The sequence below is a fragment of the Pseudarthrobacter sp. MDT1-22 genome (assembly GCF_054511035.1).
Map to the genome: position 1 here is coordinate 20,798 of NZ_JBTNDK010000017.1, position 11,630 is coordinate 32,427.

Annotated in this window: 12 protein-coding genes; 7 read left to right on the forward strand and 5 right to left on the reverse strand. The window is 65.7% G+C overall.

Annotation, left to right across the window (positions count from 1 at the left end):
• Positions 1 to 28 precede the first annotated feature (28 nt).
• From ACX80M_RS13895 to ACX80M_RS13915, 5 genes are all read left to right on the forward strand, one after another.
• A complete protein-coding gene (locus tag ACX80M_RS13895) occupies positions 29 to 1,147 on the forward strand; it encodes a histidinol-phosphate transaminase (protein WP_252611512.1) in 1,119 nt (372 codons plus the stop codon).
• A 149-nt stretch (positions 1,148 to 1,296) separates the two neighbouring features.
• Positions 1,297 to 2,577: a thiamine pyrophosphate-dependent dehydrogenase E1 component subunit alpha gene (locus tag ACX80M_RS13900; RefSeq protein WP_252599643.1), complete on the forward strand. Its 1,281-nt coding sequence runs from the start codon at positions 1,297 to 1,299 to the stop codon at positions 2,575 to 2,577.
• A complete protein-coding gene (locus tag ACX80M_RS13905; protein WP_252599642.1) occupies positions 2,577 to 3,557 on the forward strand; it encodes an alpha-ketoacid dehydrogenase subunit beta in 981 nt (326 codons plus the stop codon). The genes ACX80M_RS13900 and ACX80M_RS13905 overlap by 1 nt, the downstream gene beginning before the upstream one ends.
• A 58-nt stretch (positions 3,558 to 3,615) precedes the next feature.
• Positions 3,616 to 5,082: a dihydrolipoamide acetyltransferase family protein gene (locus ACX80M_RS13910; protein WP_459309860.1), complete on the forward strand. Its 1,467-nt coding sequence runs from the start codon at positions 3,616 to 3,618 to the stop codon at positions 5,080 to 5,082.
• Positions 5,083 to 5,109: 27 nt separating this feature from the next.
• Positions 5,110 to 5,718 carry a phosphatidic acid phosphatase gene (locus tag ACX80M_RS13915; RefSeq protein ID WP_374210011.1) on the forward strand — a complete coding sequence of 203 codons (609 nt, stop codon included), beginning with the start codon at positions 5,110 to 5,112 and terminating at the stop codon, positions 5,716 to 5,718.
• A gap of 13 nt (positions 5,719 to 5,731) precedes the next feature.
• Here ACX80M_RS13915 and ACX80M_RS13920 read toward each other — a convergent pair whose 3' ends face one another.
• The 5 genes from ACX80M_RS13920 to ACX80M_RS13940 form a co-directional block, all read right to left on the reverse strand.
• Entirely contained in the window at positions 5,732 to 6,079 is a 348-nt protein-coding gene (locus ACX80M_RS13920; protein ID WP_252599640.1) for a hypothetical protein, read from the reverse strand.
• 15 nt (positions 6,080 to 6,094) lie between these two features.
• Positions 6,095 to 6,523: a universal stress protein gene (locus tag ACX80M_RS13925; RefSeq protein ID WP_248763517.1), complete on the reverse strand. Its 429-nt coding sequence runs from the start codon at positions 6,521 to 6,523 to the stop codon at positions 6,095 to 6,097.
• A 53-nt stretch (positions 6,524 to 6,576) separates the two neighbouring features.
• On the reverse strand, positions 6,577 to 7,881 hold the full coding sequence (locus ACX80M_RS13930) for an aminotransferase-like domain-containing protein (RefSeq protein WP_252611081.1): 1,305 nt from the start codon (positions 7,879 to 7,881) through the stop codon (positions 6,577 to 6,579).
• 56 nt (positions 7,882 to 7,937) lie between these two features.
• Entirely contained in the window at positions 7,938 to 8,801 is an 864-nt protein-coding gene (locus ACX80M_RS13935) for a GerMN domain-containing protein (protein WP_459309861.1), read from the reverse strand.
• Between the two features lie 197 nt (positions 8,802 to 8,998).
• Entirely contained in the window at positions 8,999 to 9,556 is a 558-nt protein-coding gene (locus tag ACX80M_RS13940) for an NAD(P)H-dependent oxidoreductase (RefSeq protein ID WP_252564526.1), read from the reverse strand.
• A gap of 119 nt (positions 9,557 to 9,675) precedes the next feature.
• On the opposite strand from ACX80M_RS13940, the gene ACX80M_RS13945 reads away from it, so the two are divergent.
• Positions 9,676 to 10,284, forward strand: a complete 609-nt coding sequence (locus tag ACX80M_RS13945) for a TetR/AcrR family transcriptional regulator (RefSeq protein ID WP_252599637.1) — start codon at positions 9,676 to 9,678, stop codon at positions 10,282 to 10,284.
• Between the two features lie 360 nt (positions 10,285 to 10,644).
• Positions 10,645 to 11,628: an ABC transporter permease gene (locus tag ACX80M_RS13950; protein WP_252599636.1), complete on the forward strand. Its 984-nt coding sequence runs from the start codon at positions 10,645 to 10,647 to the stop codon at positions 11,626 to 11,628.
• The last annotated feature ends 2 nt before the right edge of the window (positions 11,629 to 11,630 follow it).

Below are 11,630 nucleotides of genomic sequence, written 5' to 3' on the forward strand. Positions count from 1 at the left end.
GCCGGTCAGGCGAAGTAGGCTAGTTTGCATGACTTCATCAGAGATCCTGCCTGGCGAAATCCGGCCGCGCCCCGTGGTTAGCCGGCTACCCCGGTACGCTGCAGGAAAGCCTCCCGTCGCCGTGGATGGGCTGGCCAGCTACAAGCTATCCTCGAACGAGAACCCCCTGCCCCCTCTTCCGGCAGTGCTGGAGGCAATTTCCAACCAGACGGACTTCAACCGCTACCCCGATCCCCTCAGCAGCAAGCTTCGTGCGGCGCTCGCCGAATTCCTGGCAGTGCCGGCCGAGGACGTGGTCACCGGCGCCGGAAGCCTCGGCGCCCTCAACCAGCTGCTGTCCACGTTCGCCGGCCAGAACGACGACGGCAAAGCGGACGAGGTGATCTATGCGTGGCGGTCCTTCGAGGCGTATCCCATCAGCGTGGGCCTTGTGGGTGCGGAGAGCGTCCGCATTCCGCTGACGGCCGAGGGACGCCACGACCTGGATGTCATGGCTGCAGCCGTAACGGTCCGCACCAAAGTCATCCTGCTCTGCACCCCGAACAACCCCACCGGCCCCATCCTGACCACTGCCGAAACGGAGCGGTTCATCCAGGCGGTCCCGTCCGACGTCGTGGTGGTGATTGATGAGGCGTACCAGGAGTTCGTCCGCGCCAGCGATGCCGTGGACGGCATCGCGATGTACCGCAAATACCCGAACGTTGTGGTGCTCCGGACGTTCTCCAAGGCACACGGACTGGCGGGCCTGCGCGTGGGCTACAGCGTCTCGAACCCCGCGCTGACCCAGTACTTGCGCGTGGCGGCCACGCCCTTCGCCGTGTCACAGATCGCTGAAAATGCAGCCATTGTGTCGCTGCAGAACTACCCCCTGGTTGTAGAAAGGGTACAAAGCATCGTGGACGAACGAGCCCGCGTAGCCTCCGGACTGCGTGAACTCGGCTGGTTCGTACCCGAGGCGGAGGGCAACTTCGTCTGGTTGAACCTGGGCGAAAACAGCTTGGAATTTGCCGAACTGGCGGGCACCCAGGCGCTTTCGGTGCGAGCCTTCGGCGGCGAAGGCGTGCGGGTCAGCATCGGGGAGGCAGAGGCCAACAGCCGGTTCCTCGATCTCTGTGCAAACTATACAAAGGCGCCACGACGTTCCTAGCGCTTAACATGCATCAGGAGCGGCACCTACTGAAGATAAAGTAAGGACCAGTAAGCCAATATATATGCCAACACGGGAATGCATTCCTCTAGCGGCATATATCCCAGCGACATTGCAATGCATCCGCATGCGGCAAGCAAGGAGACGGTATGGGCGCCACACATCTGCCCTCCACCGAGTTCGATGAGACAGCGGCAGACGACCAACTCGAGGCTGAGGCCGAGGCCCAACTGGGCAGTCCGGCCGAGCCTATGGTGCAGCTGCTGGCGCCTGACGGGACCTTGGGGACGGATCCGGTCTTCTCCGCGTATGCGGATCGGCTGGACGGTGAAAAGCTGCGTGGCTTCTACGCTGACATGGCCAAGATCCGCCGCTTCGATGTGGAGGCAACCGCACTCCAGCGCCAGGGCCAGCTGGCGCTGTGGGTCCCGCTGACCGGCCAGGAGGCCGCGCAGATCGGCTCCGGGCGGGCCAGCCAGCCGCAGGACTACATCTTCCCCACCTACCGCGAGCATGGCGTGGCGCTGACACGCAATGTCGACCTCGCGGAGCTTCTGCGCCAGTTCCGCGGGGTTTCGAACGGCGGCTGGAACCCGAAGGACACCAACTTCCATCTTTACACCCTGGTCCTCGCCGCGCAGACGCCGCATGCCGTCGGCTACGCAATGGGGATCCAGCGGGACCAGAAGGCGGCCGCCGCAGTCGCCGCGGATGGGGCGCAGGACCGGCCGGCCGAGCCCAAGGCCGCGGTGATGGTCTACTTCGGTGACGGGGCCAGTTCCGAGGGCGATGTCCACGAATCCATGGTGTTCGCCGCCTCCTACAACGCGCCGGTGGTGTTCTTCTGCCAGAACAACCACTGGGCCATCTCCGTTCCCAGCTCGGTGCAGACCCGCATTCCGCTATCCAACCGCGCCAAGGGTTACGGATTCCCGGGAATCCGGGTGGACGGCAACGATGCGATCGCCGTCCACGCAGTGACCGAGTGGGCGCTCGAACATGCCCGCGAGGGCAAGGGGCCGGTGCTGATCGAGGCGTTCACCTACCGCGTCGGTGCGCACACCACGGCTGATGACCCCACGAAGTACCGGAAATCCGCCGAGGAAACCCTGTGGCGGGCCAAGGATCCGCTTGACCGTCTGGAAAAGTACCTCCGTGCCCAAGGGCTGGCCGATGACGCGTTCTTTGACCAGGTCAAGGCCGACGGCGACGAACTCGCCGCCTACGTCCGCAAGACCACCTACGACCTCGAGACCCCGGACATCCGGACCGCCTTCGCCAACACCTATGTCGAGGCCCACCCCCTGGTGGCCGAGGAATTGGCCTGGTTTGAGGAATACAGTGCAGGTTTCGCCGAAACGCCGGAGCACAACAGCGCTGAACCTGGCAGCCCGGACCCGGATGATGCAGCGACAGGAGTGGCCCGCTGATGACCACCATGACCATAGCCAAGGCCATTAACGAGGGCCTGCGCGCAACTCTGGACAACAACCCGCGGACCCTGCTTATGGGCGAGGACATCGGGGCCCTGGGCGGCGTCTACCGCGTCACCGACGGCCTCCTCGCGGAGTTCGGCGCGGACCGCGTGGTGGACACGCCACTCGCGGAGTCCGGCATCATCGGCACGGCCATCGGCCTGGCCCTGCGCGGCTACCTGCCCGTCTGCGAGATCCAGTTCGACGGGTTTGTGTTCCCCGGTTTCAACCAGATCACCACCCAGCTGGCCAAGATGCACGCCCGCAGCAACGGCAACCTCACCGTTCCCGTCGTTGTGCGGATCCCTTACGGCGGCGGTATCGGCTCCATTGAGCACCATTCGGAATCACCGGAGGCGCTGTTCGCCCACACCGCAGGCCTGCGCATCATCACACCGTCCAACGCCCACGACGCGTACTGGATGACCCGGCAGGCCGTGGAGTGCCAGGACCCCGTGATCGTCTTCGAACCGAAGCGTCGCTACTGGCTCAAGGGCGAGGTCGACACCCAGAACCCCGGCGCGTCGGCCGACCCCTTCAAGGCACACGTGCTCCGCGAGGGCACGGACGCCACCGTGGTGGCCTACGGACCGCTCGTGCCGGTCGCCCTCGCCGCTGCCGACGCCGCTGCCGAGGATGGCCACAGCATCGAGGTCATCGACCTGCGCTCCATTTCGCCGATCGACTTCGACACCGTCACGGCGTCCGCCAAGAAGACAGGCCGGCTCGTGGTGGCGCATGAGGCACCGACCTTCGGCGGCATCGGCGGCGAGATTGCTGCCCGGATCAGCGAACGTGCATTCCTCTCACTGGAGGCTCCCGTGATCCGTGTGGGCGGCTTCCACATGCCGTACCCGGTGGCCAAGGTCGAGGAAGACTACCTCCCCGACATCGACCGGATCCTCGAGGCGCTGGACCGCGCCCTGGCCTACTAGGCGCAGGCACCTTTCCCGCTCACGCTTCCCGCTCACGCTTGCCGCGAAAGAGGACATCATGACTCTGAACAAGTTCAACCTGCCCGACGTTGGCGAAGGCCTTACCGAGGCGGAAATCGTCGCCTGGAAGGTCAAGCCGGGGGACACAGTTGCCATCAACGACGTCCTTTGCGAGATCGAGACCGCCAAGTCGCTCGTTGAGCTGCCGTCCCCTTTCGCCGGCACCGTCACCGAACTGTTGGTCCCCGAGGGCGTGACCATCGACGTCGGAACCGCCATCATCAGCGTCTCTGACGCCGTCTCCGGTGACCCGACGCCGGCCGATGTCCCGGCCCCTGAAACTCCCGTCCAGCCCCTCTATGGCAAGCTTCCCGCGGACGACGGCGGCACTTCAGGCAGTGCCCTGGCCGGCGGTCCGCTGGTGGGATCGGGCCCCAAGGCCGACGCCGTCAAGCGCCGTCCCCGGAAGGCGGCACCCGCCGCCCCGGCCGGGTCAGCCCCGGTCCCGGCGATTTCGACAAGCTCAGTCACCGAAAACCTGGCGGTCAGACCTGTCGAGACCCAGGCAATCACCGAAGCCGTCGATAACCGGCCCACTCTCGGCGGAACGATCACAGGGCTCGTGAATCGCGTCCTGGCCAAGCCGCCCGTCCGCAAGATCGCCCGGGATCTGGGGATCGATCTCGCCGATGTGGTGGCCACCGGCTCCCGCGGCGAAGTCACGCGCGAGGACCTGGTCAGCTACCAGTCCCAGCGCGATGCAGAGCTGGACCAGGCCGAGGGCTTCTGGGGCAAGGCAGGCAAGCCCCAGGACCAGCGGATTGAACGGATTCCGGTCAAGGGCGTCCGCAAGGCGACGGCCAAGGCGATGGTGGAGTCGGCTTTCTCCGCGCCGCACGTGAGCATCTTTGTTGATGTTGATGCCAGCCGCACCATGGAATTCGTCAAGCGGCTGAAGGCTTCACGCGACTTTGAGGGAATCAAGGTCTCCCCGCTGCTGATCCTGGCCAAGGCCGTCATTTGGGCCGCCGCCCGGAACCCCAGCGTCAACGCCACCTGGGTGGACAACGTGGACGGGACCGACGCCGCCGAGATCCAGGTCAAGCACTACATGAACCTCGGCATCGCTGCAGCCACCCCGCGCGGGCTGATGGTGCCGAACATCAAGGATGCGCAGGACCTGTCGCTCAAGGACCTGGCGCTGGCGCTGAACAACTTGGCCACCACGGCCCGGGCGGGCAAGACACAGCCAGCCGAAATGCAGGGCGGAACGCTCACCATCACCAACATCGGTGCGCTTGGCATTGATACCGGAACGCCGATCATCAACCCGGGTGAAGTGGCCATTGTTGCCTTCGGAACCATCAAGCAGAAGCCCTGGGTCCTGGACGGAGAGGTCATCCCGCGCTGGATCACCACCCTCGGCGGCTCCTTTGACCACCGGGTGGTGGACGGGGACCTGTCCGCCCGCTTTATGGCCGACGTCGCCGCGATCCTTGAGGAGCCAGCGCTCCTGCTGGACTAGGTCGCCGGGACTAAGAACATCAACACCGTGAACCAAACCGCCATTCAGTCCAGGAACCGGGCCGCCAGATGGCTGACAGAGGTATTCCAACCACCGGTGGTAGTGACGCTTCAGCTGCTGGTCAGCCCTGTAGTCGAGGCCGGATTCCCAGGCACCATCGGCTATGGAGCCTTGGCTGCGCTGTTTGTGTGCGTACTGCCGCTCGTTGTGCTCCTGGGGCTCGTAAGGCTGGGCAAGGTCACGGACCACCATGTCAGCAACCGCAAACAGCGGGCACCCGTACTGCTCATGGCACTGGCGTCCGTGGCCGCCGGCCTGGTGGTGCTGCAGGCCGCCGGTGCGCCGCGAAGCGTGATGGTCATGGTGGTGGCCATCGTCGGCGGCATCGTTGTGCTGGCCGCCGTGAGCCCCTTCTGGAAGATCAGCGGCCACGCGGCGGCGGTGTCGTCGGCGGCAGTTATTTCCGTTCTGATGCTTGGTCCGGCCTGGCTGCCGTTACTCCTGCTTGTTCCCGCCGTCGGCTGGTCCCGGGTGGTGCTCCGCGCGCACACCCTGGCACAGGTGGTGGCCGGGTCGCTGTTCGGCGGTCTGGTGATGGCCGGCCTGTGGTGGCTTTTGCGCGGGTGGCTCCTCTAGCGGAAGCCTGGCGTCAGTAGCCGTAGGCGGAGTAGGCCGTCATCATCTCGACCATCTCGAGATTACCCGCCATGGCGTCAGCCAAGGCAGGCAATGTGGCGAACATCAGGCCGCCCAGAACCAGGGCAATGCCTGAGAGGGCAGCGAAGAATTTCCAGTCGCCGCGCAGCACGCTCTCCAGGGTCTCCGGCAGGAGCAGCCCCGGCGCGATGAGGTTGGGGGCGCTGTCCACGGAGCCGTCATCCAGCAGCGCAATGACGCGGCCGTTGCCGCGGTCCACCCGCATGGAGCAGATGTGGTTGCCGTGGCGGCCCAGGAGAATGTCGTGGCCTACAAGTTGGCGGCGCTGAAGAGTAAGCAAGGGCCCCGTTGGCAGTTAGTCGGCGTCGTAGGTGTTGGCGATATAGACGTCGCAGGTGGCGTTGTGAGCCACGCTGTTGGCCACGCTTCCCAGGACCCGGCCAATGCCGCGCATCCGCCGGTTGCCCACCACGATCATCTTGGCGCCCAGGCGCTCGGCTTCCTTGATGAGCGCTTCGGCAGGCTTGCCGCGGGCTGCCGAGTAGGTCACCTTGATGGAACCGGCCAGGGCCTCGGCCACTGTCTTGGCAACATGCTCGGCACCGTCGGCGTCGGAAACGATCCACTGGTCGCTGCCAGAGCCGAAGACCTCAGTGCGGTCGCTGTCGAAGGCTGAGACGACGTGCAGCGAGGCGCCCACGGCGGCGGCGAGATCCCGGGCCGATTCGGCGGCCTTCTTGGCGGTGCCGCTGCCGTCAACGCCAACAACAATAATTCCGCTCATGCTTTGGACTCCTCTTTCAGTTTCACTCTTGGCCACACTCAGTCCGGCCAACGTTACAGCGCTCCCAGGGCTTCGCGCAGTACCGGGGCCAAGCGGCGGACACCTTCCTTGATGGCGTCGGGCGGCACCGCGCTGAACGCCAGCCGCAGCTTATTGGACGGCGAATCGGACGGTGTGAAGGCAGCCCCGGGGATAAAGACCACGCCGGCGTCGATCGCCTTCTGCAGCAGGGGATAGGTATCCACGCCTGCCGGCAGCGTGACCCAGACGAAGAAGCCGCCTTCCGGGCTGGTCCAGCTGGTGCCGGCTGGCATGTGTTCGTCCAGGGCGGCCAGCATCGCCGTGCATCGTTCGGCGTAGAGTCCGCGGTAGGTCTCGATCTGGCCCTTCCAGTCATAGTCGCTGAGGTAGGCGGACACCAGCATCTGGTTCAGCGTCGGAGGGCACAGCGTGACAGATTCGGATGCCAGGTAGTAGCGCCGCTGGAGGTGCTCCGGGACCAATGCCCAGCCGATGCGGAGACCAGGGGCGAAGATCTTGGAGAACGATCCCATGTAGATGACATCGGCGGGGTTGGCCGCGCGGAGCGGTGCCAGATGTGTCCCGTTGTACCGGAGGAGCCCATACGGGTTGTCTTCCAGCACGAGAATATTCGCGTTCCGGCATATATCAACAACCCGCTGGCGGCGTTCCCCGGCCAGGGTGATTCCTGAGGGGTTGTTGAAGTTGGGGATGGTGTAGAGGAACTTAATGTTCTTTCCGGCTGTCTGGAGGGCGGCGATCCGGGCCTCCAACAGCTCAGGCACCAGGCCGTCGTCGTCCATTTCCACGGTGGCCACCTCCACCTGGTACGCCTCAAACGTATTGAGGGCACCCACGTAGGTGGGGTTCTCGACCAGCACCACGTCGCCCGGGTTGCAGAAGACCTTGGTGGCCACATCCTGGGCCGACTGGGAGCCTGCGGTGATCACCACATTCTCCGGGACCGCGTCCAGGATTCCTTCTGCCGCCATCACCTCGCAGATCTGGGTGCGCAGTTCTTCCGTGCCCTGCCCGCCGCCGTACTGTAGGGCCGTGAGCCCTTCGTTGGCGATGATGCTTGCCGCCGTGGCGGCCAGCCGCTCAAGCGGAAGGGATTGCAGGTACGGACTGCCCCCGGCAAGGGACACCAGTCCGGGGCGCATCGAAATGTCGAAAACGTCCCGCACTGCTGACTGCTTAATGTTGGCTGCGCGCTCCGAAAACAGCGCCTCATGGGGATGGGTGGCGCGGTGGGCGGACGTGGCCGCGCGCTCGATGGCATCAATGGCTTCGGCCGGTAACTGCACTGCGCCGGCATCAAGTGTTTCGTGGCTCACATCTTCAGGATACAGCCGGCAGTTGCCGATAAGGCAACATCTGTTGATCAGCTGCGCTACTGGAGGCGTAGTGCCTCGGCGAGCCTCACGCCGTTGACGTAGACCTCGGCGCGGATGGCGCCCACCGAGGCGACGGCGGTCTGCGTGAGTTGGGCCTCGATGCGCGGGATGTCGCACACCCCCGCCGGACTGATCGAGCCGGACAGGTAGACCGTTACGGCCGTGCCGTCGAAGGTGCCGGACAGGAACGTGAGGGTTGAGCCGGACAGGGAGTTGTACAGGCCGGGGGCGGGTTCTGCGGTGTTGTCCAGCAGGGCGCGCATGGCATTGGCCAACGGTTCCGTGGAGCCAGCCACGGTGCGGCGGACGCCGGCCAGGCTGTCGTTGCAGCCAAAGCGCACACCTCCCGCCCCGCCGTCGTCGAGCAGCACGTAGTAGGCGGTCACCGTCTGGGATCCGCCGGACTGGCCAGGGGCCGGCTGGGCCGGGGGCGGGGCCGAGGACTCGGGGGCCGGCGAGGGGCTTGCTCCCAAGGCAGTAGTTGTACCGGGTGCCGCGGCGGCTCCGGGCGCGGCAGTTCCGGACGCCGGAGCGCTGCCCGGGCCCTGTTCCAGTGTGCGGGGCGCCCCGCCGGACGCGTGGCCCGAGGGCTCGGAGGGCGAAGCGGCGGACGAGCCGGTGGTTTCGGCGGGTACGGCGGTGACCGGCGGGGGTGCCTGCGGCTGGGGAATCGGAACCAAGGGCGGCTGGACGCGGTCCGAGTGTTCAATGGTGGTTGCGCCGGGCGCGACGGTGCTCCCGGCAGACGGGTTGGAGGTGGGGGCGCAGCATCCCAGCCACAGCGGAAGCGTAAGTGCTGCCGCCGTCGCCATCAGCTTTCCGGCGCTCCGCCTGCCTGCCATGTCCGCACCGCGTTCCATCCCCGAATGCATTCCGTGCATTAAACGTTACGGCGGTCCCTCAGCCCTGAAAATGCCCGCGAGGTACCGGTTGGAACAAGACTTGGTCACACGTGCGGGCGTGAGCGCCACTCCGCTCACGGTGCGATAACAAATGCCCCGGCCACCTTGCGGTGCCCGGGGCATTTGGGTGCTTGGCGCTGCTGCGTGCGGCTGCCTTACGCTGCCGGCTGGGCGGCGGCGAGTGCGTCGAAGACGCCCTTGATCTGCTCCACTACCTCGGCATCGTCCTTCGGGTGCAGCTCGGCAAAGCGGACCATGGAGCCCGGGACGGCGAGCTTGACGTCCTCGAGCACCTGGGCGCCGGCAATGCCCACCGCCTTGCGGGCTTCGTCCTGTGCCCACACGCCACCGAACTGGCCAAATGCGGTACCGACGACGGCGGTGGGCTTGCCGGAGAGGGCGCCGGCACCGAAGGGGCGGGACAGCCAGTCGATGGCGTTCTTCAGCGATGCTGGCACGGTGCCGTTGTGCTCCGGGGTCACCAGGAGAATAGTGTCGGCGTCGTTGGCTGCTGCGCGGAGGGCGGCGGCAGCAGCGGGAACCTGGCCCTCGACGTCGATGTCCTCGTTGTAGAACGGGATGTTGCCCAGGCTTTCGTGGATGACCACGTCAACCTGGTCGGGGGCGTTCAGCTGGATGGCTTCGGCGAGCTTCTGGTTGGTGGATTCGGCGCGGAGGCTGCCAACAAGGGTGAGGACGGTGCTCTTCGACATACGGACTCCTGTAGTGGGGCCGCGGCTGGGCCGCTGGCCGGTGGAAGGTGGAGGCTTGGTGCCTTCATGGTCTAAACGGACCGTAGTCCGATTATTATTCCCGGTCTAGGATATGGACTGTGAGCTTTATCCCGCTGCTGCCCGGTTCGCTCTCCGGCCCGCCCGCTGAGCGCAGTGATGCTGCCCGGAACCGTGAGCGGCTGTTGGGCGCGGCGCGGGAGCTGATTGCCGAATGTGGCCCGGACGCCCTGACCATGGACAGGCTGGCCGAGCGGGCCGGCGTGGGCAAGGGCACCGTCTTCCGCCGATTCGGCAGCCGCGCCGGGCTGATGATGACGCTGCTGAGCGATTCCGAGGCCGCCTTCCAGGCCCGCTTTATGTTCGGCCCGCCGCCCTTGGGGCCGGGCGCGCCGGGCCTGGAGCGGCTGATCGCCTTCGGTGCTGAGCGGATCGCGTATGTGATGGAGCATGGGGACCTGGCGAGGGCGGCCGAGGCTTCGGCCCGCAGCCGGTACGAGGTCCCGGCAGTTAAGCTGTGGCAGCGCCACATCGAGCTCCTCCTCCGGGAGGCTGGCATGGATGCGGATCCGCTGCTGATGGCCATGTCCCTGGCCGCAACACTGGATCCGGACCGGCTCCTGCACGCCGTCCGCGTCCACGGCCTGGCGCCCGAGCGGCTGACGGACTCCTGGCGGGAACTTGTTACGCGGGTGGTCCGCGGGCGGTAGAGTACGCCTGGATCCAGTGGCTCGTCCAGTCACATCAATTCCACTGAATTATTCATAACAATCTGATACGGAGCGCGCGGATTCCGCTCAGGTGCCCGCATTTCGCACGCTACTCTGTGGTAGTTTCCTCTGGAATGTGACCCGCAACATAGTCCACCCGGACTTGCTCTGCGCTGGTCGCGGGAGGCCGGCCACACGCTGGTGGGGACCCGGTGGCGGCGAGACCCGTTGCTGGCCGGGAAATCGGAAGGATCTGGAACGTGGATGTAGTGAAGGCAGGAACTCCGTTGCCGGCCCAGGGGCATCCCTTGGAGTGTTCGTCCGCGGTCCTGGTGGCAAAGATCCTGAAGTAGCTGCCACATGATCAGGTACCTCGCCAAGCGCGGCATCACCTACGTCTTTATGATTTTCCTGACCACGTCAGCCGGCTATTTCCTGGCGGTCAGCTCCCTCAAGCCAGCCCTCCTCGAGCAGGAGCGGATTCCCCGGCCCACACCCGAGCAGGTCGCCAACTCCATGCGCCTGAAAGGCCTGGACCCGGACCTCAGCCCGTGGGAGCGCTACGTTGAGTGGCTCACCGGGATCATGACCCGCTGGGACTGGGGCCGCAGCCCCAACGGCGCCTTTATCAACGCTGAATTCGGGGACCGCGTCTGGATCTCCACCCGGCTCTTCCTCGCATCCATCGTCCTGACGCTGGTCATCGGCGTCGCCCTCGGGGTCTACTCGGCGGCCCGGCAGTACAAGTTCCAGGACCGGGTGATCACCTCCTACAGCTACCTCGCGTACATCGTGCCTGCGCCCATTGCCTACTTCCTGGTGCAGCTCGGTGCCATCAACATCAACGAAACCGTCGGGGAGCGCATCTTCTTCGTGACGGGCATCTCCACGCCGGGCATGCAGCCTGGGTGGGCGCAGTTTGTGGACATGGTGGCCCACTATGCGGTTCCGACGATCGCCATCACGCTGGTCGGCTGGGGTTCGTACCAGATCGCGCAGCGCCAGTACCTGCTGGACAACGTCAATGCGGACTTCGTCCGGACGGCACGCGCCAAGGGGCTGACGCGGAACCAGGCCATCACCCGGCACGCCCTCCGGGTTTCCTTCATCCCGGTGGCCCAAAGCATCGCCTTCACTATCCCGGCCATCTTCGCCGGTGGCTTCTTCGCCGAGAAGATCTTCGCCTGGCCAGGAGTGGGGTCCTGGAGCATTGACGCCATCTCGCTGCAGGATGTGAATGCGGCCACGGCCACCCTCGCCTACGGCTCGGTCATCTTCGCCCTGGGCGCCATCCTCGCCGACTTCGCCACCACGCTTGTTGACCCGAGAGTGAGGGTGCAGTAGCC

Coding starts and splice junctions, on each gene's coding strand:
- ACX80M_RS13950 (WP_252599636.1), top strand. CDS start 10,645: ATGATCAGGTACCTCGCCAAGCGCGGCATCACCTACGTCTTTATGATT.
- ACX80M_RS13935 (WP_459309861.1), bottom strand. CDS start 8,801: ATGGAACGCGGTGCGGACATGGCAGGCAGGCGGAGCGCCGGAAAGCTG.
- ACX80M_RS13940 (WP_252564526.1), bottom strand. CDS start 9,556: ATGTCGAAGAGCACCGTCCTCACCCTTGTTGGCAGCCTCCGCGCCGAA.
- ACX80M_RS13895 (WP_252611512.1), top strand. CDS start 29: ATGACTTCATCAGAGATCCTGCCTGGCGAAATCCGGCCGCGCCCCGTG.
- ACX80M_RS13900 (WP_252599643.1), top strand. CDS start 1,297: ATGGGCGCCACACATCTGCCCTCCACCGAGTTCGATGAGACAGCGGCA.
- ACX80M_RS13910 (WP_459309860.1), top strand. CDS start 3,616: ATGACTCTGAACAAGTTCAACCTGCCCGACGTTGGCGAAGGCCTTACC.
- ACX80M_RS13905 (WP_252599642.1), top strand. CDS start 2,577: ATGACCACCATGACCATAGCCAAGGCCATTAACGAGGGCCTGCGCGCA.
- ACX80M_RS13925 (WP_248763517.1), bottom strand. CDS start 6,523: ATGAGCGGAATTATTGTTGTTGGCGTTGACGGCAGCGGCACCGCCAAG.